This is a genomic window from Janthinobacterium sp. BHSEK, assembly GCF_056174685.1.
Genome location: NZ_JBWBYV010000029.1, coordinates 44,089 through 66,204 on the forward strand (window position 1 = coordinate 44,089; position 22,116 = coordinate 66,204).

Here is a 22,116-nt window from a genome sequence, read left to right on the forward strand (position 1 = left end):
CGTAATGGAGATGCAAGATGAATCACACGCCACAAGATTTGCGTACACAAACGCTGGAGCTGATTAACGCGGCTGGCAATGCGGGCAAGGCGGCAGCGCCTGTCGTGCAGCTGGTGCAGGCATGGCTCGACTCGCTCGACGCCGAAGACCTGGCCGACATCGCGCCCGACAGCCTGGCGCCCGTGCTGGTCGACGGCTTCACGCAAGCGGCCAAGCGCACCGGCAGCGGCTGCCAAATCGCCACCCTGCGTTATGCGGATGGCCGTGGCGGCATGGCGAGCGCCTTGCTGATCCTGAACGAAGACATGCCTTACCTGGTCGACTCCATCGTCATGGCCATGCGCCGCCAGCACCTGGCCGTGCGCGGCGTGATGAACACCGTGCTGCCCGTGCGCCGCGCCGCTGACGGCAGTGTCGAAGCGGTGCGCCAGCCGGGCGATCCGCTCGAATCGTATGTGCTGGTGCTGCTCGACGAAGAGCTGGCGCCGGAAGCCCTGGCCGCGCTGGTCGCCGCCCTGGAAACGGTCGCGCGTGACGCTGCCGTCGTGCGCCGCGATGCCGCCGCCATGAGCGAGCGCCTGGCCACCGTCGCCGCGGCCGCATCGCAGCATGGCGAAGAGGGCGCGGAAGTGGCCGCCTTCCTGGAGTGGGCCCGCAGCGGCGGCTTTGAAGTATTCGGCTACGCCTACTACCGCGTCAAGCCGGGCGTGCGCGAACTCGAACGCGACATCCCGAGCCGCGTCGGCGTGCTGCAGGATACGGCGCACCCCGTGTATGGCACCTGCCTGGCGAATATCCCCGGCGACTTCGACACCCTGGCCAAGCGCGACTCGGCGCTGTCCATCGTCAAGGCCGACGTGGCGGGTACTTTGCACCGCGACCAGCAGCTGGACTTCATCGGCGTGCGCGACATGGATACGCAAGGCGCGATCCTGGGCGAGCATTGCTTCGTCGGCCTGTTCACCCGCGCCGGCAATTCCACCCCGCTGGCGGCGCTGCCGTTTGCGCGCGGCCGCGTGGCCAAGGTACTGAGCCTGGCCGGCGTGCGCCAGCATGGCTTCCGTGCCGAGAAATTCCGCGAAATCCTCGAATCCCTGCCGCGCACCGAGGCGCTGGAAGCGGACCTCGACTGGCTGGCGCAAGTGTGCGGTTCCGTCGTTTCGCTGTACAAGCAGCCGCGCACCAAGGTCTTCGCGCGCCGCGACGTGTACGCGCGCCACCTGAACGTGCTGGTCTACCTGCCGCGCGAGCGCTACAGCGCCAGCGTCGCATCGAGCCTGGCCAAAGCCCTGCAAGCCAGTTCCGGCGCCACGCACGTGAGCACGCAAACGCTGGTGGCCGACGGTCCCCTGGCGCGCGTCTACCTGATCGCCCACGCCGCCCGTTACCCGCTGGACCTGGAAACGGATATCGAACAGCCGCTGCTGGGCGTGCTCGATGGCTGGCATAACGGCTTTGCCGCCGTGGCCGACGCCGTGCCCGACGTGGCCCTGCGCGCCAGCCTGCGCAAACTCTGCGCCACCTTGCCGCTCGACTACGTGGCCGCCACCGCGCCGGCCGTCGCCTTCCGCGACCTCGACACCATCCTGCGCAATACCGATCCGGCGCATGTGGCCGTACGCATCGAGACGGGCGCCGTCACCACCATCCGTTTGTACTCGGCCAACAAGGTGCCGCCGCTGTCGACCATTTTGCCGGCCCTGCACAATGCGGGCGTGGCCATCGACCGCGAACAGGCGTATTCGGTTTCGCTGTCCGACGGCACGCGCTATTTCGTCACCAGCCTGACGGTCGATGCCGCCAGCGCGGCGAAACTGGCGCAGCCATCCGTCGTCGCCGTGGCGCAGGAATTGTTTGCCGCCCTGTTCAACGACACGGCCGAAGATGGCCGCCTGAACGGCCTCGTCATCGAAGGCGGCTTGTCGACGCGCGAAGTGCAGCTGGTACGCGCCTACACCAGCTACTGGCGCCAGACGGGCAGCCGCTTCTCGGTGCGCTACATCGCCGAAAGCCTGCGCAAGCAGCCGGCCCATGTGAAAGCCCTGGTCGAAGCCTTCCTGCAGCGTTTCGATCCTTCGCTGTCCGACGCGCAGCACGCGCAAGCCCTGGAAAGCATCGCCGCCATCAAGGCCGGCCTGCCCTCCGTGAACCACGCCGATACCGAGGAAATCCTCGGCGCGCTGGCCGACCTGATGGCAGCCACCCTGCGCACCAGCTACTTCCAGAACAATCAGCAAGGCGACAAGATCATCTTCAAGTTCGACACCAGCAGCCTGGCGCTGGTGCCGGAACCGCGTCCGTACCGCGAGATTTTCGTCTTCTCGCGCCGCTTTGAAGGCGTGCACCTGCGCGGCGGCCCCGTCGCCCGGGGCGGCTTGCGCTGGTCCGACCGCATGGAAGACTACCGCACCGAAGTGCTGGGCCTCGTCAAGGCGCAGATGGTCAAGAACGCCGTCATCGTGCCGGCCGGCGCGAAGGGCGGTTTTGTCTGCAAGATGATGCCGAAGGATGCCGTGCGTGAAACCATCGCGGCCGAAGGCGAAGCCGTCTACCGCCTGTTCATTTCCAGCCTGCTGGAAGTGACGGACAACCGTTCGCTCGGCAATATCGTCCCGCCGGTCGATACCGTGTGCTTCGACGATGCCGACCCGTATCTGGTGGTGGCCGCCGACAAGGGCACTGCCACGTTCTCGGACATCGCCAACGGCATCGCCGTGCAGCGCGGTTTCTGGCTCGGCGACGCGTTCGCCTCGGGCGGCTCGAACGGCTACGACCACAAGAAGCTGGGCATCACGGCCAAGGGCGCATTCGAAGCCGTGAAACGCCACTTCTATGAAATGGACCACGACCTCAATACCACGCCGATCACCATGGTCGGCGTGGGCGACATGTCGGGCGACGTGTTCGGCAACGGCGTATTGCTGTCGCGCCAGCTGAAACTGGTGGCCGCGTTCGACCACCGCCACATCTTCCTCGATCCGACGCCGGATGTCGCCGTCTCGTTCGACGAGCGCGCGCGCCTGTTCGCCTTGCCGCGCTCCTCGTGGGACGACTACAACAAGGAGCTGATCTCTGCAGGCGGCGGCGTGTATCCACGTTCCGCCCGCACGATCGAACTGTCGCCGCAGATCCGCGCCGCGCTCGATATCACGGAGACCTCGCTGGCGCCGGAAGAGCTGATGCATCGCATCCTGAAATCCCCGGTGGACCTGTTCTACAACGGCGGCATCGGTACCTACATCAAGGCCTCGACCGAGACGCACGCACAGGTGAAGGACCGCGCGAATGACCATATCCGCGTGAATGGCAATGAGCTGCGCGTCAAGGTCGTAGCCGAAGGGGGGAATCTGGGTGCGACGCAAGCGGGCCGCATCGAGTTCGCGCTGGCGGGCGGACGCATCTTCACCGATGCGATCGACAATTCGGCCGGCGTGGATTGCTCGGACCATGAAGTGAACGTGAAAATCTGGCTGGACGTGGAAGTCAATGCGGGCAAGCTGACGGAAGCGGAACGTAACCGCGAGCTGTATGCGATGACGGACGACGTCGAGCGCCTGGTCTTGCGCGACAACACGCAGCAGACGCATTTGCTGGTGCGCGAATTGCAGGCGCAAGGCGAGAGCGCCGTGCAGGATGGCTATGCCGCCCTGATCGCCAGCCTGGAAGAGGAGGGCGCCCTGTCGCGCGAACTGGAGCAATTGCCGTCGGTGGCCGAACTGGCGCGTCGCAAGCTGGACAACCGTGGCTTGACCACGCCGGAGCTGGCGGTGGTGATCGCCAACGTGAAGAACCGTTTCAAGCGCATCCTGTCCGCCCTGCCGCTGACGGACGAAACGTGGGCCGAGCCGGTCCTGAAACCGTACTTCCCGTCGTTGCTGGTGGCAACCCGTTCGGCGCTCGACCACCCGCTGGCCAACGCCATCCTGGCGACCGTGCTGGCCAATGAAGTGATCAACCGTTGCGGCCCGCTGATGATCCGCAACCTGGCGGCGGAACACGGCGTGGACGAGTCGGCCGTGATCCTGGCCTGGGGCCAGGCCTGGGTGGCGCTGAACCTGGCGCCCGTGTTCGACGCGCTCGATGCGGACGCCTTGACGGTGCCGCGCGACGTGTCGATCAAGGTCGATGCGCAAACGCGCGTGCTGCAGCAAACGATGATCGCCGGCGTGCTGTCCGTGCCGGCCGAGCAATTGCGCGGCGCGGGACTGGCCGAACTGACGCGTTTGTTCGGCGCGGAATCGAAGCGCGAGCTGCTCAAAGCCGTCGGCATCAAGTCGGAAGCGGCGCTGGTGCCGGGCTTGACGCCCGCCTTCGTGCAGGCGTGGGATGCGGTCGATGCGCTGGAAGTCGTTGCCGGCTTCCTGTTCCCGGCCCTGTCCGTGCCGCGCCCTGCCTCGATGGACCTGGCTGCCTTCCTGCAAGTGGGCCTGGCCCTGCGCAGCCAGGCGGGCATCGACACGCTGGAGCGTGGCCTGAAGCTGGCCGCGCAAGGCAAGTCGCAGGAACAGTTGCGCAACTACGCGCAGCAAGCCCTGCGCCGCACGCAACAGCGTCTGCTGACGCAGGTGCTGGCGCGCGCCGAGCAAGGCAATGCGGGCCAGGCCGTCGATGCGGTGACGGGCGCGCTGGGCCTGTCGGCCTATGTGGCGGCGACGGAACTGGAGCAAGCCATGCTGGACGTGTGGACCTTGTCGGAAGCCGTGAATAAAATCACGGCGAAAACCCCAGCGGAAGCGGCGGTGTAATGACGCAAGAAGCAACACAAGTAGTAACCCAGGTAGTGCCGGGCGCTGGCGGCTTGCCGCCGGCCGTGCAGGCGCTGGCGCAGGCCGATTTCAGCGGCGTGGCGCAGCTGTTCGCCAACGCCGGTTTCACGGTGGCCTTGCCGGCGCCCGGCATGCTGCAAGTGGTCAAGCCGCAAGCCGATAAGGGCCGCCCCAGCGTGGCCGTTTCTGTCGGCGTGCATGGCGACGAGACGGGGCCGATCGAAGTGCTGGCGCATCTGCTCGACGCGCTGTCGCGCGATGCGTCGCAGCTGGCCGTCGACCTGCTCGTCTGCGTAGGCAACGTCGATGCGATCCGGGCCGGCAAGCGTTTCATCGACGCCGACCTCAATCGCATGTTCCGCCCCGTGCGGGGCAGCCTGGCGCAAGCGGCGGAAAGCGCGCGCGCCGATGAAATGATCGCCGCGACCAAAGCGTTCTTTGACGCGGCCGGTCCCGTGCGCTGGCACCTGGATTTGCACACGGCCATCCGGCCTTCCGTGTACCCCACGTTTGCCATCGTGCCGGACCTGGTGGACGACGACGCCAAGGCGCAGCTGATAGCCTGGCTGGGCCAGGCGGCCATCGGCGCCATCATCATGAATCCGCAGTCGGCCGGCACCTACAGTTATTATTCGGCCGAGCATTGCGGTGCGGCCGCCAGCACGGTGGAACTGGGCCGCGTGGGCACTCTGGGGCAGAACGATTTATCGCTGTTCGACGACGTGTCGCGGGCGCTGGACGGCCTGTTGCGCGGCTTGCCCGCGCAGCCCGTCAAGGCGCAACCGCATGTGTTCAAGGTGGCGCAGGAAATCATCAAGCACAGCGATGAATTCCGCATGGCCTTCGATCGCGGCACGCAGAATTTCACCTCCTTGCCGCAGCACGCCGTGATCGCCAGCGATGGCGACCACGTCTACACGGTGCGGCACGCGGAAGAGCTGGTGGTGTTCCCGAACCCCGATGTGCGGGTGGGCTTGCGCGCGGGATTGATGGTGGTGCGCGTGGCGTGATTGTCCAGCGATGACGCCGTATCAGGCGCCAGCCGGGGAAACCCGCCTGGCGCTTTTTTTATAAAAAATGCCGCACGGAAATAATTATCCATTAAGCAATTGATTGGTTTAAAATATTTACCCTTTGCAATTTTTGGACCGATCATGTTGAAACGCCTGCTGACAGCCTTGCTGTGTCTGACCCTCTCCGGCCTCACGGCCGCCGCTCCTGCCGATGAGAAGGCCGCCGCGCCGGAAATGACGGCCGAACAATTCCTCGCCCAGCTGCACTTGCAGCGCGGCAAGATCACCTTGCCGGGCGGCATCGCCACCCTGGATTTGCCCGCAAACTTCCGTTACCTGTCGCCGGCCGATGCCGAGCGCGTGCTGGTCGATGCCTGGGGCAATCCTCCGGGCATGGAATCGCTGGGCATGATCGTGCCTGCCAAGACCAGCGTGCTCGAGCGCGATAGCTGGGGTGTCATCGTCACGTATGAAAAGGAAGGGCATATCAAGGATGACGATGCGGACAGCATCAAATACGACGAATTGCTCAAGGATATGCAGGCGTCCGTGCTGGAAAACAATGCGGAGCGCAAGAAGCAGGGTTATCCCGGCATCCATTTGATGGGCTGGGCGGAAAAACCCAGCTATGCCAAGGATACGCACAAGCTGTACTGGGCCAAGGATTTGATGGTCGATGGCGGCGAGCACTCGCTGAACTACAACGTGCGCGTGCTGGGCCGCGAAGGCGTGCTGAACCTGAACGCGATCGCCAGCATGCAGCAGATCGAGGCGATCAAGAAGGAAATGCAGCAAGTGACGGCGTTCACGGAATTTACCGACGGTAACCGCTACACGGATTTCGACAGCAAGACGGACAAGGTGGCCGAATACGGCCTGGCGGCGCTGGTGGCCGGCGGCGTGGCCAGCAAGCTGGGCCTGTTCGGCAAACTGCTGGCGCTGCTGCTGGCCTTCAAGAAAGTACTGATCCTGGCCGTGGTCGGCGCCGGTGCGGCCATCGTCAAGTTTTTCGGCGGCAAGCGCAAGGACAAGCCGCAGCCGCAGCCAGTACAGCAGCAGGAAGCAGCCGAACAGCCCGGCCATGCGCCGGACGGCAAGGTGAATCTGGAAAAGTAGGATGAACTGGGCCGCTCGGTGCGCCGGCGCACAGGAGTGGCATTGTGCGCGCTGCCGGAAGACAGCGCCTCGGGTACACTGGCTCATCGTTCACTATCAGGAGTCAGCCATGTCCGTGTCCATGTATCAGGCAACCATTCCCGTCTTCATCCGCGGCTTGCGGGTCGTCTCGGCCCTGCTGGAAAAAGCGCAGGCCCATGTCGAGGAAGACGGCATCGTGCCCGAGATTTTACTGGGTGCGCAGCTGGCGCCCGACATGCTGGACTTGACGGCGCAGGTACAGCGCGTCAGCGATACGTCGAAGATGTCGGTCGAGCGCCTGAGCGGCGCGCCGGCGCCGAAATTCGAGGATAACGAAGCGTCGTTCGAGCAGTTACAGGAACGCATCGCCAACACCATCGCCTATATCGACAGCGTCAACGCGGGCCAGATGGCGGGCAGCGCGCAGAAGGAAGTCGTGCTGAACTGGACTGACGAGGGGACAACATTCTCGGGTGACGATTACCTGCTCAGCTTTGCCTTGCCGAATTTCTATTTCCACGTCTCCATGGTCCACGCCATTCTGCGCAACAATGGCGTGGCCGTGGGCAAGCTCGATTATCTGGGACCGTACGATTAACGTTGTGGCTGTTGGACTTGGTTCTGCACCGCATTGCCCAGTATGCCGCCGCCGATCACGCCGGCCACCGTCGCCAGCGCCTTGCCGCGGCCGCCACCTACCTGATTGCCGATCAAGCCGCCGATGACGGCGCCCGTGCCGATGCCCACGTAGTTGGGCTGGGCGGGAGCCGGCGCAGGCACTGGCTGCTGCTGGCGTACGGGTTCGCGGTAGGCCGTCTCGCGGTAGCCGTCATTGTTGTCACGGTAGGCAGGACGGGCCTGCGCCGTATGATTTACGACACGCTTGTGCACGACGGGTGCAGGCGCCGGAGCGGGTGTGGGAGCAGCTTGCGCGACGACAGGCGCGGCCACTGGCGCTGCCAGGGCTGCCGCGTTGGCCGGCGTCATGGCGGCCACGTCGGCAGGCATGGCAGGCACGTTCGCCCGCGAATTGGGCAGGATGCCGGCGATGGACGCCGCGCCCACCAGGCACAGAACGGTCACGGAAATGGCGGCGCCGGCCATCAAGGGGTGGATGCGGCTGGCGGTAGTCGTCGTGTTCATGTGTTCTCCTGGGGTGGTATTGCGGGTGTTGTTGATGTGTCCAGATTAGCGGCCCTGCTTGCCCAAGGCTAGCCCTTGCGCTGTATCAAACGTAAGCAGGTGTAAGCCGTACTTTCCAAAGCACAGTAGAATCGGGGCTTCCCCTATTCCGGAGTGCGCCATGAGCCAGTTATTCACGCCGTTTGCACTGGGGCCGCTGCCGGTGGCCAACCGCATTGCCATCGCGCCCATGTGCCAGTACTCGGCCGACAACGGCAACGCCACCGACTGGCACATGATCCACCTGGGCCATCTGGCCCTGTCCGGCGCGGGGCTGCTGATGACGGAAGCGACGGCCGTCTCGCCCGAGGGACGCATCTCGGCCGACGACCTGGGCCTGTGGTCGGACGCGAATCAAACTGCACTGGCCAAGGTGGTGCAGGCGATCCGCCGCCATGCGCCGGTTCCGCTGGTGGTGCAGCTGGGTCATGCGGGACGCAAGGCGTCGAGCCGCGCGCCTTGGCAGGGCGGCGCCTGCGTGCATCTGGCCGAGGGCGGCTGGCAAACGGTGGCCCCGTCCGCCATCGCCCACGCGCCTGGCGAAACGGTGCCGCTCGCCCTCGACGAGATGGGCTTGCTGCAAATCAAGGGGGCGTTTGTGGCCGCCGCCCAGCGCGTGCATGCGCTCGGCATCGAAGGCATCGAACTGCACGCGGCGCATGGCTATCTGCTGCACCAGTTCCTGTCGCCCCTGTCCAACCAGCGCACGGATGCGTATGGCGGCAGCCTGGACAATCGCATGCGCTTTCCGCTGGAGGTCTATGAAGCCGTGCGCGCCGCCGTGCCCGCCAGCATGGCCGTGGGTGTGCGCCTTTCCGCCACCGACTGGGTCGATGGCGGCTGGGACATCGAACAAAGCGTGCGTTTCGCGCAGGAACTCAAGCAGCTGGGCGCCGACTTCATCCACGTCTCCAGCGGCGGTATTTCGCCGCAGCAGCAGATTCCCGTGGGACCCGGTTATCAGGTGGCGTTTGCCGAACGCATCAAGCGCGACAGCGGCTTGCCCACCATCAGCGTGGGCCTGATCACGGAAGCGCAGCAGGCCGAAGACATCATCGCCAATGGCCAGTCCGACATGGTGGCGCTGGCGCGCGCCATCCTGTTCGATCCCCGCTGGCCCTGGCACGCTGCGGCCCAGCTGGGCGCGCAAGTGTCGGCGCCGCCGCAGTACTGGCGCTCGCAGCCGCGCGAATACAAGCACCTGTTCGGCGACACGACCCTGGGCCAGCGCTAACAGGTCTGCTCTGCTACACTGACGCTTCTTTCCCATTTCTCCAGGACGCTTCGACATGCGCCATTGATACTGCCGTGCTGTGCACGGCCTCGCCCTTCCCGCCAGCGCGCCATTGCGCCGCGCGGGTTCGCCAGCCTTGCTCAAGGAGTATCCATGCCCGCATTACTGCAACTCGACCGTCTTTCCTTTGCGCTGCCCGATGGCCGTGCCCTGTTTTCCGATTTGCAATTTGCTTTTGCCCCGCAACGTATCGGCCTCGTCGGCGATAACGGCGTGGGCAAGAGCGTGCTCGCGCGCCTGCTGGCAGGCCGGGCGCAGCCGTCTTCTGGCGCCGTGCGCTGCGACGGCGCCGTGCATTACGTGGCGCAGGAACTCGATCCGGAGCGCTATCCCAGCGTGGCGGCGCTCGCCGGCATGGAGGACTTGCTGGCGGCGCTGGCGCGCATCGCTGAAGGCAGCGTCGACGAGGCCGACTATGCCCTGGTGGGTGAACGCTGGGATGCCCACGCCCGATTGCGCCAGGCGCTCGATGCGCTCGATTTGCGCCATGTCGATGCCGGCACGCCAACGGCCAGCCTGAGCGGTGGCGAACGCCAGCGCATCGCCCTGCAAGGCGCCTGGCTGTCGCAGGCGGACTGGCTGGTGCTCGATGAGCCGAGCAACCATCTCGATGCGCGGCAGCGCGCCCGCCTGGTGGCGCAGATGACGCGCTGGCCCGGCGGCTTGCTGCTGGTCAGCCATGACCGCGGCTTGCTCGAGCACGTCGATACGATCGTCGAGCTGTCGCCGCAGGGCTTGCGCAGCTATGGCGGCAATTACGCGCTGTATGCGCAGCAGCGCGCGCTGGAACAGGCCGGTTTTGCTGCCGCCCTGCAGGCGGAAAAGGCCGGCGCCAGACGCGAGCAGCGCGAAGCGCAGCAGCACGCCGAGCGCCAACAGCGCCGTGTCGGACGCGGCGAGAGGGAAGGGCGCGAAGGCAACCAGAGCAAGCTGCTGCTGGACGCGAAAAAGGAGAAAAGCCAGGATAGCCAGGGCAAGCTGCGCGTGCGCGCGCAAGAGGCGCAGCAGGCCCGCCAGCAGCGCGTGATGGATGCCAGCGCCCGCTGTGCGCCCGAGACCGAGCGGCTGCTGCTGGCGCCCGAGAGCGCCGTGCCGAACGGCAAGCTGATCCTGGAGTTGCGCGAGTTGGTCTTGCCGCACGGCCAGGCGCAGCCTGTGAACCTGGTCTTGAGCGGGCCGCGCCGCCTGGCTGTGACGGGCGACAATGGCAGCGGCAAGTCGACCCTGCTGCGCGTGATCGCCGGACAGCTGGCGCCCGCCAGCGGCGAGCTGCGCCGCCATGCGCGGGTGGCGTGGCTGGACCAGCATGCGGGATTGCAAGATGGCGAGTGGAGCGCCGTGCAACGCTTGCAGGCACGCAACAGCATCGTGCCGGAAGGCGAGCTGCGCACGCGGCTGGCGCTGCTGGGCATCGCCGGCGCACGCGCCACCATGCCCAGCCGTTTGCTCAGCGGCGGCGAGCACATGAAGGTGGCGCTGGCGGCCGAACTGTATGCGCAGGCGCCGCCGCAACTGCTGCTGCTCGACGAACCCGACAATCATCTGGACCTGGCCAGCCTGCAGGCGCTGGAGCAGATGCTGCTGCAATACCAGGGGGCGTTACTTGTGGTTTCGCACGACCTGGCATTTTTGCAGGCGATAAACCTTGACCCGGAGGGCTTGACATTGCACAAGTGACAATTTAATGAAAAAAGTCACGCTCGATGCCTGTAGAGCATGCTTCATGAACCGATGCTGAATTTTGTTTGATTGTCGGTATAATCCACTGAATAACCGGGCCTATTTGTGAACTAAAACTGCTGGTTCACCAATATGATGACGTTTAATCTGGCACTGTTGTCGGTCACTACCGCGCTGCCAGGGCGTCATCCTCCGTGCCCTGCCGTGCATGAATTTTGGTTTCGCTTATATTGTTTTCTTGGAGAAATAGCATGTCGTTTTACGAAAAACTCAAAGCCCTCAACATTGAACTGCCAGTCGTCGCCGCGCCAGCTGCCGCCTACGTGATGCATGCCCGCACGGGCAATACCGTCTTCCTGTCCGGCCACCTGGCCAAGAAGGATGGCAAGGTCTGGGTTGGCCAACTGGGCAAGGACGTCACCACGGAAGAAGGCAAGATCGCAGCGCGCGGCATCGCCATCGAACTGATCGCTACCCTGCAAGATGCATGCGGCGGCGACTTGAACAAGGTCAAGCGCATCGTCAAGGTGATGAGCCTGGTCAATTCCACCTCCGAATTCACGGAGCAGCACCTGGTGACCAATGGCGCCTCGGAACTGTTCGTCGAAGTCTTCGGCGACAGCGGCAAGCACGCCCGCTCCGCCTTCGGCGTGGCGCAAATCCCGCTGGGCGCATGCGTCGAGATCGAGCTGATCGCCGAACTGGCCTAATCAGCTGAGCATGCCGGCGATTGCCGCCGGCTCGTCCTTTCCTCCTTTCCAGCAAGAGCGGAACCGCCATTGGGGTGGAGGGATCGGTGTATTCAAGAAAAAACGGAGACACGTAATGAAAACGAGTGAACAAGGCTTGCACCGCGGCCTGGGCGAGCGGCAAATCCGCCTGATGGCGCTGGGCGCAGCGATTGGCGTGGGCCTGTTTTTGGGTTCCGGCAACGCGATCAAGATGGCCGGTCCCGGCATCATGCTGTCGTACATCATCGGTGGCGCGGTCATCTTCATGATCATGCGCGCGCTGGGCGAAATGGCCGTGCACAACCCGGTTGCCGGTTCCTTCAGCCGCTATGCTCAGGATTACCTGGGCCCCCTGCAAGGCTATCTGACGGGCTGGAACTACTGGTTCCTGTGGCTGGTCACGTGCGTGGCGGAAATTACCGCCGTCGCCATCTACATGGGCATCTGGTTCCCCGACGTGCCGCGCTGGATCTGGGCCCTGGCGGCCTTGGGTTCCATGGGCGCGATCAACCTGCTGGCCGTGAAAGCCTACGGCGAGTTCGAGTTCTGGTTTGCCCTGATCAAGGTCGTCACCATCATCCTGATGATCGTCGGCGGCACGGGCATGATCATCTTCGGTCTTGGCAACGGCGGCGTGGCCGTCGGCATCTCGAATCTGTGGACGCATGGCGGCTTCTTCCCGAACGGCGCGCAGGGCGTATTGATGTCCTTGCAGATGGTGATGTTTGCCTATCTGGGCGTGGAAATGATCGGCCTGACGGCCGGCGAAGCGGCGAACCCGAAGAAATCGATTCCCGACGCCATCAATTCGGTGTTCTGGCGCATCCTGATTTTCTATGTCGGCGCGCTGTTCGTCATCCTGTCGATCTACCCATGGAATGAAATCGGCACCACCGGCAGCCCGTTCGTCATGACGTTCGAACGCCTGGGCATCAAGACGGCGGCCGGCATCATCAACTTCGTCGTGCTGACGGCAGCCTTGTCGTCGTGCAATGGCGGCATCTTCAGCACGGGCCGCATGCTGTACAACCTGGCGCTGCAAGGCCAGGCGCCGAAGGCGTTTGCGGAAACGACGGCCAGCGGCGTGCCGCGCCGCGCCATCCTCGTGTCGGTCTTCGCGCTGCTGCTGGGCGTGCTGCTGAACTACCTGGTGCCGGAAAAAGTGTTTATCTGGGTCACCTCGATCTCCACCTTCGGCGCCGTCTGGACCTGGGGCGTGATCCTGGTCACGCAGATCCAGTTCCGCAAGACCTTGACGCCGCTGGAAATCAAGAACCTGGCCTTCCGCATGCCGTTCGCGCCGTATGGTTCCTGGATTTCGCTGGCGTTCCTGGCGCTGGTGATCGGCCTGATGGCGTATTTCCCCGATACGCGCATCGCCCTGATGGTGGGACCGGCCTGGTTGATCCTGCTGACGGTGCTGTACTACGCGCTGGGCCTGGCGCCAAAGGACAAGCGCGATGACGTGCCGCAAGGCTACGAAGCGGGCTGGCCGCCGGCCGATGCGCCACACGGCAAGAAGTAAGCCAGCGTCGTTGAGCTGAGCCAGAAGCGCGCCCCTGCCCCTGCAGCGGCGCGCTTTTTCTTTCATAGAAGCAACTTCGGCCGTGCCCGCACTGTTGCGGCTTGGCCGGCGCACGCCTGGCGTTGTTTCCTTGCATCAAAGTTCTGTTTAGCTGAACCGGTGAAAGCCCTATAATCGCTTAGTTTTGAGAATGGACGCGATCTTTCCGGTTTTTTGCCAGGTAAGTAATCGCCAGGAAATTATTGTGAATTTATAGCAAACAGAAGTGGATGTGATGCAAGGCGCCCGGCGCGACGCAGTGCGAGCACTGCTAGCGATGGGTAACGCAGCAGCGCGCCACTTATGGAAGCTAGAAAACACAAGAATTTATTGGGGGTTACTCAAGGCCGGAGCGCTATTTGTTTTTACCCGTCGTACGAAAATACGTATGCCTCATAAAGGATGTCTAGTGAGCCAAACCCTGGTCCAGAAACTCTGCCGCACCAAGCCGATCGATACCACGGTCGAATATGGTGAAGGCCTCAGCAGCAGCGGCTTGAGCCGGTCCATCGGCCTGTTTTCCCTCACCATGATCGGCGTCGGCGCCACCATCGGCACGGGCATTTTCTTTACCATGGTCGAAGCCGTCCCCAAGGCGGGCCCGTCGGTCGTCCTGTCTTTCCTGATCGCCGCCATCACGGCCGGCCTGACGGCCTTGTGCTATGCGGAATTGTCGTTCCGCATCCCCGCTTCCGGCTCCTCGTATTCGTTTGCCTACGCCACCGTGGGCGAGTTTCTTGCCTTCATCATGGCCGCCTGTCTGCTGCTCGAATACGGGTTGGCGGGCAGTGCCGTGGCCATCGGCTGGTCGTCCTACCTGAATAACTTCCTGGAAAATGCCTTCGGCTGGCACATCCCCGAGATGCTGCGCACGCCGATGATCGTTTCCGGCCCGCATGGCATGGAGTTTCATGCCGGCCACATCAACCTGCCGCCGATCTTTCTGATCTGCATGTGCGGCTTCTTGCTGCTGCGCGGCGCCAAGGAATCGGCCCTGATGAACGCCATCATGGTCATCATCAAGCTGTCCATCCTCGTATTCTTCATTGCCATTGCCTTTTCCGGCTTCAATGCCGACAATTTCTTCCCCTTCTTTAATACCGACAATAGCAAGGGCTTTGCCGGCATGACGGGCGTCACGGCGGCGGCCGGCACCGTCTTCTTCTCCTTCATCGGCCTCGATACGGTGGCGACGGCGGGCGATGAAGTGAAAGATCCCAAGCGCAACGTGCCGCGCGGCATCCTGTATGGCTTGCTCATCGTCACCGTGTTTTATTTGCTGGTGGCCGTGGCCGCCCTCGGCGCGCAACAGGCGAAATTGTTCGAAGGCCAGGAAGCGGGCCTGGCGGTGATCCTGCAAAACGTCACGGGCAAGACCTGGCCCGCGCTGGTGCTGTCGGCCGGCGCCGTCATTTCCGTCTTCAGCGTGACCCTGGTGACGATCTATGGCCAGACGCGCATCCTGTTTGCCGTCAGCCGCGACGGCCTGATCCCGAAATCGTTCCAGAAGATCCACCCGCGCACCCTGGTACCCGTCAGCAATACCATCATCGTCTGCCTCGTGGTGGCTCTGGTGGCCGGTTCCGTCGATGCGACTTACCTGTGGGACATGGTCAGCATCGGCACCCTGACGGCGTTCATGGTGGTCTCGATCGCCGTGCCCGTGCTGCGCCACAAGCAGGGCGCGAACCGCATCGAAGGCTTCAGCGTGCCGTTCGGCCCTTACGCGATACCGGGCCTGAGCGTGTTTGCCTGCCTGTACATCATGCGCGATTTGCCGCATACGACGTTTGTCGTGTTCAGCGTGTGGATGGCGGTGACGGTGGCCATTTACTTCCTGTACAGCATGCGGCATTCACACCTGGGCAAGAAGGCCCGTTGATGCAGTCTGTTCCATCCAAAACCGCCGCGCCTGCTGGCGGTTTTTTTTATTTCTAACCGGAATTTACATGATGAAAATAACTGATCTGGCCGCCTGCGGCTTGCTGGCAAGCAGCTTAATGGGAACCATGGCGCAAGCCGCGCCTGCCAGCGGCCCGGTGCTGCGCGATTACCGCGCCGTCGCCCTGTCGGCGAATGGCCAGCGCATCGCCGCCATCGAGTCGAGCAAGGCGGAACAGCCACAGCCGCAGCGCCCGCACGCGGCCATCGTCGTGCGCGACGCCGCCAACGGCACCATCGTGCAGCAATTCGACCCGTGTGCCGTGTGTTCCTACGATAAGCCCAGCTGGTCGCCCGACGGCCGGCAGCTGGCCTTCATCGGCTACGATGCCAAGGCGGGCACGGCGCGGCTGTACCTGGCCACGATGACGCAGGCACAGGCGCGCGTGTTGACGAGTATCAAAGGTGTGGCCAGTACGGCGCGCTGGTCGCCGGATGGCAAGCAGCTGGCGCTGCTGGCGACGGTGGGCGCGCGCAAGCTGGCCGGCGCCGTGGAGGCGGGCGCGCGCCAGGTGGGCGAAGTGGGCAGCGAAGACGATGCCCAGCGCATCGCCGTCGTGCCTGTCAGCGGCGGCGAACCGCGTCTGCTGTCACCCGCCGACACCTATGTGTATGAATACAGCTGGACGCCCGATGGGGGCGGCTTTGTCGCCACCAGCGCGCAAGGCAATGGCGACAGCAACTGGTGGGTCGCCAAGCTCAGCCATATTGATGCCGCCACGGGCGCCCTGCGCGTGATCGCGTCGCCGGCCATGCAGATGAACCTGCCCTCGGTCTCGCCGGACGGCAAGACGGTGGTCTTCATCGGCGGCCTGATGAGCGATTTCGGCTCCATCGGCGGCGATATCTATACCGTCCCGCTGGCCGGCGGCACGCCGCGCAATCTCACGCCCGATTACCGCGGCACCTTCAATGGCGTCGTCTGGCGCGGCGCCGGCTTGCTGGCGACGGCCCTGATCGATTCGCAGCTGGCGCTGGTGCCCGTCGACGTGCAAACGGGTCCGGCCCAGCCGGTGCTGCTCGGCGAAATCAGCAGCAGCGGCAGCGATGGCCGTCTGTCGTTCAGCGCCGATGGTTTGCAGGCCGCTGCCGCGCAGGAAGACTTTACGCACGCCAGCTATCTGGTGGCGGGACCGGTGGCCCAGCTGAAAAAAATCACACGCGACAATGACGGCTTCGCGCCCCAGCTGACGGTGCGCAACGTGGGCTGGAACAACGAACAATACAAGGTGCAAGGTTGGCTGCTGGGGCCGTTGAAGACGGACGCGGGCAAGCGCTACCCCATGGTCGTCAACGTGCATGGCGGCCCGGGCGCGGCCGCCTCGCCCCGCTACGTGGCGGCGAGCTCCCTGATCCGCGAATTGACGGAGAAGGGCTATTTCGTCTTCCTGCCCAATCCGCGCGGCAGCTTTGGCCAAGGCCAGGCATTTACGCGCGCCAACATGGCCGACTTCGGCGGCGGCGACTGGCGCGACATCCTGGCCGGCATCGACGCCGTGGAAAAAGTGGCGCCCGTCGACGGCCAGCGCCTGGGCTTGATCGGCCATTCGTATGGCGGCTTCATGACCATGTGGGGCGTCACGCACAGCGACCGCTTCAAGGCGGCGGTGGCCGGTGCTGGCGTATCGAACTGGATCAGTTATTACGGCCAGAACGGCATCAACCAGTGGATGATCCCCTTCTTTGGCGCCTCCGCCTATGACAATCCGGCCGTCTACCGCAAGGCCTCGCCCATCGAATCGATCAAGGCGGCGAAGACGCCGACCCTGATCTATGTGGGCGAGCGCGACGTGGAAACGCCGGCTGCCCAGTCGCTGGAATTCTGGCATGGCTTGCGCGCCATGGGCGTGCCGTCCAGCCTGTTCATCTACGACGGCGAAGGCCATTCCTTCCGCAAGCCCGAGCACCAGCGCGACTTGCAGAAGCGTACTATCGGCTGGTTTGAACGGTATTTGAAGTAGTGATCAGTGGCCTGCCAAAGGCAGGCCAGCCTGGATAAAGCGGCTGACAACATGTTCAGGGCTAGGCGCCGTGCCGAAGGCAGTACGAATGTACGACGAGGCGCGGCAACAACGCCATGGACTTTTTGTCAGGCGCGCGGTGCAACGATGTGCACGATCGCCGCGCTATGTACCACGATCTTGTCCGCATCTGCCTGCAACAATCGGATGCGGCGCTGCACCAGCGGCCAGCCCGACCAGGCCACGTCGCTGACGGGCGGCGCGGCAGGAGGGGCCAGCGGCGCGCTGATGGCGGCCTTGTTGTCGAGCTGCTCCAGTGCGCGCGACAGGGTCAGGCACACTTGCGTGTGGCTATGGCTGAGCAAGGCGTTGACGGGCGCGACGGGCAGCTGGCTGGCATGCCGCCCGAGGATCGAGCGCAGCGCCGCCACGTGGGCGACCAGCAAGTAATTTTGCACGATGAACAGGTTGATGTCTTCCACGGCCCGCTGCTTGCTGGCCGGTTCGTCGAGCATGCGCACCAGCGCCGAGCTGAGCGCGGCCAGGCTGTCCATCAAACGCTTGCGTTCGATGCGGTAGGCGAAATCGTCGAAACATTTTCCCTGCAGCAGCGCGAAGCTGGCCTGCATATAGCTGAGGTTCACGTTGAGTACCTGGCGCACGAGGCGCGGCAGGCTCTGGTATTCCCAATTGGCCAGCACAAAGCTGAACACGGTGGCCACCGCCGCGCCGATCAGGGTGTCGATCAAACGTTCGCTGACGAGGTTCGGGTTGCTGGGCGCCACCAGGTGCATTTGCAGCAAGATCATCAGGCTCACGGCAATGGCCGTGTAGCGGTAGCGCAGATAGATGAAGGTGGGCGTGGCGACGATGGAGAGGAACAAGATGGCCATCAGCACGATATTGCTGTGCACGAAGCGGATCACGATGGCCGTGATGACGCAGCCGATGATGGTGCCGATGATGCGGTCGGCGCGGCGCTGGCGCGTCATGCTGAAGGTAGGGCGCAGGATGATGACGATGGTCAAGACGATCCAGTAGCTGTGCGCCGCATACGGCAGCCAGTGGCCGATCAGCAATCCGACCGAGATGGCCATCGACACGCGCAGGGCGAAGCGGAATACGGGCGAATCCAGGCGCAGATTCGATAGCAAGGTCTTCAGTTCGTATTTCTGCTGCGACAAGAACGGCGCCATGTCCGCGCCGCTCCAGAACGGCACGTCGGCATAGACTTTTTGCGTGGCCAGATGCAGCTCGGCGATCATTTTCAGAATCGCGCGGATCTTGTTGCGCTGCGCGCGCAGGGTCGCCAGCGCTTCCTGCGCACCGTCGCCTTTGGCGTGCAGGCGCGCGATTTCCGCTTCGATCTCGGTCCATTCCTTGTCATAGCTGATCTGCGCATACGAGGCGCGCTTGCGCGTGACGGCATACGCCACGGCTTCGATATCGCGCGCCGCCTTGTAGGCAAGGTCGTGCAAAGATTTCAAGACATCGGAGTCGGCCAGGTGCTGGCGCAGCAGCGCGTAATCCGTGTGCGTGGAAAGGATCAGTTCATATAAATCGAGCATGCACACGTGCACTTGCACGACGATGGCATCCTTGCTGTTCTTGTGGCTGCGCAAAATCAGATCGCGCGACGCCTGCTGGCGGTCGGCCAAAATGCTTTGATGGCGCACCAGCTTGTTGAACTGCTCCGTCAAATTGAAACGCGTGTCGTAGAAATCGGCCTTGATGTCGATGTAGGCGGCCAGTTCGAACAGGGCTTCGGCCAGCACTTGCTGCTTGATGCGGTGGCGCAAGACCCAGGCGATGGCCATGGCATAGGCCAGATAGATCAACCCCCCCAGCATGAACAGGCCCGCATGGTGGAACGATTGCTGCCACGTCATCTGGTGTTCCATCGACATGGTCATGATGAACAGGGCGGCCAGTTGCAAGGGCATGGATTTCTTGCCGTACACCACCATCATGCTGGCGAGAAAGCTGACCAGCACGAGCACCGTCATCAGCAGCCACTGCACGGGACCGCATAGGCTGATCAACAAGGTGACGGCGCTGCACAGCAGGACCGAGGCCAGCATTTCATTGAACTTGTGGCGCAGCGGGCTGGGCATGTCCATCAGGGTCGTACACAGGGCGCCGATGCACACCGTCATGGCGGTGGCGCTGTCGCTGATTTCCTGGGTCAGCAAGGCCAGGCCGACCAGACCGATGGCCACGCGCAAGCCCAGGTAAAAATAATGGCTGTAGATAAAGGTGCGCAGGTTCAGTGCGTAGTGCATGGGATTACCTTGTGGGCAGGGCACAGAAAGAGGCGCCGCACCGGGGTCTCCGATGCGGCGCCAGGATGTTGCAGTCGCTACAGTCCCCAGTTACATGAGGGCGATGACGGGATAGCGCCGCCATTCCGGCTCGGCAAAGCGCTGGCAGTGTTCAAAAATGAAGTCGAGCACGGCTTCCTGATTGCTCAGCAGGGCCGGATTCGCTGCCTTCCACTCGGCAAATTTAGCGGCCAGCGCCGGTTCGTCGCGCAGCAGTTCCGACGCCATGTCTTCAAAGACGTAATCCGAAAACGCTTCTTTCTTCTCCAGCACGCTGTTGAAGAAGCCCCAGCGGAAGAAGCTGTCGTGCGCCTGCGGTTCCAGCGTTTCCACGGCATAACGCGCGTTGTCCTGCTCCAGGCTGACCACATAGTCGCCCGCCTGCAAGGTGAACTGGCCCGTGCGCGCTTCCAGTTCCACCGTGTCGTGGAACATGTGGCCTTCGTAGGCGGTGGCGCGCGTGCCGACGTTGGCAATGTGGTAGTAGCGCGCCGTTACCGTCTGTTCGGCGGTGATGCGTGTCATGTCGACGCCGTTCCAGCGCAGGCGCTCGATCACTTCGCGCCACGCTTGCGGCACGACATAGGCTTTCGGCGCGGCCACGGTGACGTCCGCATCGAAGCGGTTGTAATAGGCGATGTCGCGTTCCCACGGCTGCGAGCGGTCGTAGGACAGGCGCTGGTAGTCGCCCAGCACGCTTGGCGTGTATTTTGCTGCGTAGCCCTTGAAGGGGAAGGTCGACGGCTGCTCTTCGTTCATGGCCCAGTGGATGGGCCATTCGGCTTGCGTGCGTCCCGCTGCTTTGGCTTGCGCGCGCAGTTGCTTGATCTGTTCGCCATGTTCGATGGTAAAGGCCATGGTGATGTCGAGCAGGGCGCGCATGGAAGCGTAGCGGTCGGCAAACGGTTTCAGCATGTGCGTTTCCGGCATGAAACCGATGACGTGATGCAGGGCCGCAAAACCGGTCGAGAACCGGGGCACTTCGAGGAATTCGGCGATGCCGTGGTCGGGGCTGTCCTTGACGGGGTTCACATAAGGGCAGGTGGGCCAGCCCGCCTGTTCCATCTGCGCAAAGATGTGCGGCAGCATGGTGTCTTGCAGGAAGGGACCGAGGCCATTGCCCAGCTTATCCGTCTGCGTGTGGATCAGGGTCATCGTGTACGGGTAATCGGCGCCGTTCGACGTGTGCGTGTCGACCATCACGTCCGGGTCCCAGCTGGCCAGCAGGCGGTTGAACACTTGCGCGTTCAGGCTGTCGCACTTGATGAAATCGCGGTTCAAGTCCAGGTGGCGGCTGTTGCCGCGGAAACCGAATTGCTCCGGGCCATCCTGGTTCACGCGCGAGGTATTGGCGCGGTTCAGGCTGCCGTCGACGTTGTAGATCGGGATGAACAGCAGCACGGTGCTGCCCAGCGCCGCCAGGCGTTCCGGCTGCGTGCAGAGGTCGCGCACGATGGCCATGCAGGCGTCGATGCCTTCCGGTTCGCCCGGGTGGATGCCGTTGTTGTTGAAGAACACGGTGCGGCCCGCACGCTTGATCTGCTCGCGGTCGAACACGCCGTCCGCGCTGACGACGCCAGCGTGGATGGGCACGCCCGAGTCGGACAGGCCGATCTGTTCGAAGTGCAGCACCTGCGGATAGCGTGCGGCGAGATCTTGATAGAAGGTGATGCATTCCAGCCAGGTCGTGGTCTGGTTGTGGTTACCGAGTTCGTAGGTCGTGCGCAAGTCTGGTGGCATAGCGGTCTGAGTCTGGGAGGGGGAAGGCGCGCTGGGTAAGTACGCCCGCTAGGGGCCAATTGTAGCACCGGCGTTGGCGCCTTGAGGCGCGGCAGATGGGCCGGGTCGAACTTGTGTTATGAATACGTTTCACGCGCAAGGGAGGCGGCATGGGCAAGACGGCGATGGCGGCACTGGTGTGGGGGATATGCCTGGCGGCACAGGCGGCGCCGTTGCGCTTGCCGGCGAGCAAGGAGCCGGTGGCGCAGGGCGGCTCCGTGACGGCTAGTGCGCAGGGCGCGCTGATACGCTACCGGGGCTGGCTGCTGGCCGTCGATGGGGCGGCGTCCGAGGCGTCGCCTGACGTCTTGCTGACGTCGGCGGAGGCGGGCCAGGCGCCGCAGTTGCGGGTCGGCACGATGCGGCGTGCCTTGCCCGTATGGTCGGCCTTCGAGCTCGTCAAGGGCAGCACGCGTCTGCGCATCACGGCGCTGCCGGGGCCGGATGAGGCGGCCGCGCTGCTGCTGGATTTTGGCGACGGCGATTACCGCATCGTGATTCCCGCCGCGCGCATCGCCCGGCCAGCGTATCCGCTGCTGACGCAGCGCTTTCCCGGCGCCGACCTGGCCTTGCTGCTGCACGATGGCCGGAGGGTGATGCTGCCGCTGGGAAGCGGCCGCGCGCACGTGTTTGGCGAGGAGCAAGCCGCGCCTTACCGTTTCACCAAAATAAAACGTTAGACGAAAAAAAGCCACTCCCGCAGGAGTGGCTCAGGGAACAACCGCCCGTTGCCGGGCTTATTAGTTG

At 63.8% G+C, this 22,116-nt stretch carries 14 protein-coding genes; 11 read left to right on the top strand and 3 right to left on the bottom strand.

The window, feature by feature from the left end; translation table 11 throughout:
- Positions 1 to 17 precede the first annotated feature (17 nt).
- The 4 genes from AC0V2Y_RS11075 to AC0V2Y_RS11090 all read left to right on the top strand — a co-directional run bounded on the left by AC0V2Y_RS11075 (position 18) and on the right by AC0V2Y_RS11090 (position 7,514).
- Positions 18 to 4,745: an NAD-glutamate dehydrogenase domain-containing protein gene (locus AC0V2Y_RS11075; RefSeq protein ID WP_475414180.1), complete on the top strand. Its 4,728-nt coding sequence runs from the start codon at positions 18 to 20 to the stop codon at positions 4,743 to 4,745.
- Positions 4,745 to 5,776, top strand: coding sequence for a succinylglutamate desuccinylase (locus AC0V2Y_RS11080; RefSeq protein ID WP_475414179.1), 1,032 nt, complete (start codon positions 4,745 to 4,747; stop codon positions 5,774 to 5,776). The genes AC0V2Y_RS11075 and AC0V2Y_RS11080 overlap by 1 nt, the downstream gene beginning before the upstream one ends.
- Before the next feature lie 144 nt (positions 5,777 to 5,920).
- Complete coding sequence (locus AC0V2Y_RS11085; RefSeq protein WP_475414178.1) at positions 5,921 to 6,895, top strand: DUF2167 domain-containing protein; 975 nt, start codon at positions 5,921 to 5,923, stop codon at positions 6,893 to 6,895.
- Positions 6,896 to 7,004: 109 nt separating this feature from the next.
- A complete protein-coding gene (locus AC0V2Y_RS11090) occupies positions 7,005 to 7,514 on the top strand; it encodes a DUF1993 domain-containing protein (RefSeq protein ID WP_475414177.1) in 510 nt (169 codons plus the stop codon).
- On the opposite strand, the gene AC0V2Y_RS11095 is transcribed toward AC0V2Y_RS11090, so the two are convergent.
- Positions 7,511 to 8,059, bottom strand: a complete 549-nt coding sequence (locus tag AC0V2Y_RS11095; RefSeq protein WP_475414176.1) for a glycine zipper 2TM domain-containing protein — start codon at positions 8,057 to 8,059, stop codon at positions 7,511 to 7,513. The two genes, AC0V2Y_RS11090 and AC0V2Y_RS11095, sit on opposite strands and share 4 nt — an antisense overlap.
- Before the next feature lie 160 nt (positions 8,060 to 8,219).
- Here AC0V2Y_RS11095 and AC0V2Y_RS11100 point away from each other — a divergent pair, with 160 nt between their 5' ends.
- From AC0V2Y_RS11100 to AC0V2Y_RS11125, 6 genes are all read left to right on the top strand, one after another.
- A complete protein-coding gene (locus AC0V2Y_RS11100; protein WP_475414175.1) occupies positions 8,220 to 9,332 on the top strand; it encodes an NADH:flavin oxidoreductase/NADH oxidase in 1,113 nt (370 codons plus the stop codon).
- 153 nt (positions 9,333 to 9,485) lie between these two features.
- Positions 9,486 to 11,069 (top strand): ABC-F family ATP-binding cassette domain-containing protein, encoded by a 1,584-nt coding sequence (locus AC0V2Y_RS11105; protein ID WP_475414174.1) that lies wholly within the window; start codon positions 9,486 to 9,488, stop codon positions 11,067 to 11,069.
- A gap of 254 nt (positions 11,070 to 11,323) precedes the next feature.
- Positions 11,324 to 11,782, top strand: a complete 459-nt coding sequence (locus tag AC0V2Y_RS11110; protein WP_034745569.1) for a RidA family protein — start codon at positions 11,324 to 11,326, stop codon at positions 11,780 to 11,782.
- Between the two features lie 115 nt (positions 11,783 to 11,897).
- Complete coding sequence (locus AC0V2Y_RS11115; protein WP_475414173.1) at positions 11,898 to 13,328, top strand: amino acid permease; 1,431 nt, start codon at positions 11,898 to 11,900, stop codon at positions 13,326 to 13,328.
- Between the two features lie 448 nt (positions 13,329 to 13,776).
- Positions 13,777 to 15,249, top strand: a complete 1,473-nt coding sequence (locus tag AC0V2Y_RS11120) for an amino acid permease (RefSeq protein WP_475414172.1) — start codon at positions 13,777 to 13,779, stop codon at positions 15,247 to 15,249.
- A gap of 67 nt (positions 15,250 to 15,316) precedes the next feature.
- Entirely contained in the window at positions 15,317 to 17,269 is a 1,953-nt protein-coding gene (locus tag AC0V2Y_RS11125; RefSeq protein WP_475414171.1) for a S9 family peptidase, read from the top strand.
- Between the two features lie 128 nt (positions 17,270 to 17,397).
- On the opposite strand, the gene AC0V2Y_RS11130 is transcribed toward AC0V2Y_RS11125, so the two are convergent.
- Together AC0V2Y_RS11130 and AC0V2Y_RS11135 are read right to left on the bottom strand one after the other, a co-directional pair.
- Positions 17,398 to 19,551 carry an FUSC family protein gene (locus AC0V2Y_RS11130; protein WP_475414170.1) on the bottom strand — a complete coding sequence of 718 codons (2,154 nt, stop codon included), beginning with the start codon at positions 19,549 to 19,551 and terminating at the stop codon, positions 17,398 to 17,400.
- Positions 19,552 to 19,641: 90 nt separating this feature from the next.
- Complete coding sequence (locus tag AC0V2Y_RS11135; RefSeq protein WP_475414169.1) at positions 19,642 to 21,330, bottom strand: M14 family zinc carboxypeptidase; 1,689 nt, start codon at positions 21,328 to 21,330, stop codon at positions 19,642 to 19,644.
- 149 nt (positions 21,331 to 21,479) lie between these two features.
- On the opposite strand from AC0V2Y_RS11135, the gene AC0V2Y_RS11140 reads away from it, so the two are divergent.
- Positions 21,480 to 22,049 (top strand): hypothetical protein, encoded by a 570-nt coding sequence (locus AC0V2Y_RS11140; protein WP_475414168.1) that lies wholly within the window; start codon positions 21,480 to 21,482, stop codon positions 22,047 to 22,049.
- Positions 22,050 to 22,116: the final 67 nt, after the last annotated feature.

Excerpts from the sequence above, each read along its gene's own strand:
- AC0V2Y_RS11090 (WP_475414177.1), top strand. The coding sequence starts at position 7,005 with ATGTCCGTGTCCATGTATCAGGCAACCATTCCCGTCTTCATCCGCGGC.
- AC0V2Y_RS11135 (WP_475414169.1), bottom strand. The coding sequence starts at position 21,330 with ATGCCACCAGACTTGCGCACGACCTACGAACTCGGTAACCACAACCAG.
- AC0V2Y_RS11100 (WP_475414175.1), top strand. The coding sequence starts at position 8,220 with ATGAGCCAGTTATTCACGCCGTTTGCACTGGGGCCGCTGCCGGTGGCC.
- AC0V2Y_RS11115 (WP_475414173.1), top strand. The coding sequence starts at position 11,898 with ATGAAAACGAGTGAACAAGGCTTGCACCGCGGCCTGGGCGAGCGGCAA.
- AC0V2Y_RS11105 (WP_475414174.1), top strand. The coding sequence starts at position 9,486 with ATGCCCGCATTACTGCAACTCGACCGTCTTTCCTTTGCGCTGCCCGAT.
- AC0V2Y_RS11075 (WP_475414180.1), top strand. The coding sequence starts at position 18 with ATGAATCACACGCCACAAGATTTGCGTACACAAACGCTGGAGCTGATT.
- AC0V2Y_RS11085 (WP_475414178.1), top strand. The coding sequence starts at position 5,921 with ATGTTGAAACGCCTGCTGACAGCCTTGCTGTGTCTGACCCTCTCCGGC.
- AC0V2Y_RS11125 (WP_475414171.1), top strand. The coding sequence starts at position 15,317 with ATGATGAAAATAACTGATCTGGCCGCCTGCGGCTTGCTGGCAAGCAGC.
- AC0V2Y_RS11080 (WP_475414179.1), top strand. The coding sequence starts at position 4,745 with ATGACGCAAGAAGCAACACAAGTAGTAACCCAGGTAGTGCCGGGCGCT.
- AC0V2Y_RS11110 (WP_034745569.1), top strand. The coding sequence starts at position 11,324 with ATGTCGTTTTACGAAAAACTCAAAGCCCTCAACATTGAACTGCCAGTC.
- AC0V2Y_RS11130 (WP_475414170.1), bottom strand. The coding sequence starts at position 19,551 with ATGCACTACGCACTGAACCTGCGCACCTTTATCTACAGCCATTATTTT.
- AC0V2Y_RS11140 (WP_475414168.1), top strand. The coding sequence starts at position 21,480 with ATGGGCAAGACGGCGATGGCGGCACTGGTGTGGGGGATATGCCTGGCG.
- AC0V2Y_RS11095 (WP_475414176.1), bottom strand. The coding sequence starts at position 8,059 with ATGAACACGACGACTACCGCCAGCCGCATCCACCCCTTGATGGCCGGC.